The organism is Bowmanella yangjiangensis (assembly GCF_017255015.1).
In the GTDB taxonomy this organism is placed as follows: Bacteria; Pseudomonadota; Gammaproteobacteria; order Enterobacterales; family Alteromonadaceae; genus Bowmanella; species Bowmanella yangjiangensis.
Genome location: NZ_JAFKCS010000459.1, coordinates 1 through 608, shown reverse-complemented (window position 1 = coordinate 608; position 608 = coordinate 1). Strand labels below are relative to the sequence as shown.

General features: G+C 70.4%; 1 protein-coding gene. It reads left to right on the top strand.

Annotation, left to right across the window (positions count from 1 at the left end; translation table 11 throughout):
* A partial coding sequence (locus tag J0A65_RS25140; protein ID WP_206596952.1) for an HlyD family efflux transporter periplasmic adaptor subunit occupies positions 1-608 on the top strand: 608 nt, incomplete at both ends.

The following is a 608-nucleotide window of genomic DNA, read 5'->3' as shown; positions in this document are numbered from 1 at the left end:
AGCTGTTCGCCAGCCGCCAGCAGGCGCTGCGCCTGGAACTCGAGGGGCTGGCGCAGAACCTCGCCGGCAGCGAAGCGCAGCTGGGTGGCCTGCGCGCGCTGCGCAGCAGCAAGCAGGCGCAGTTGCAGGTACTCGATGAACAACTGCTGGGCCTGCGCGAGCTGGCTGCCGAGCAGTACATCCCGCGCAACCGCCTGCTCGATGTCGAGCGCCAGCGTGCCGAATTGCTCGGGCTGGTGGCGGACGACAGCGGCCGTATCGGCCAGTTGCAGCGACAGATCGCCGAGTTGCGCCTGCGCGCCGGCCAGCGCCGCGAAGCCTTCCAGGAGCAGGTCCGCAGTCAGCTGGCCGAGGCGCAGGTTCGCAGCGAAGAACTGCGTCATCGCCTGGCGGGCCTGGAGGTCGAACTGCAGCAGGTGGTGCTGCGTGCGCCGGCGGCGGGCCAGGTAGTGGGCCTCAGCGTGTTCACCGAGGGTGGCGTGGTGGCGCCGGGGCAGGCGCTGATGGAGATCGTCCCTGAGCATCAGCCACTGCTGGTCGAGGGCCGGCTGAGCCCGGCACTGGTGGACAAGGTCCACGCCGGCCTGCCGGTGGAGCTGCTGTTCAGC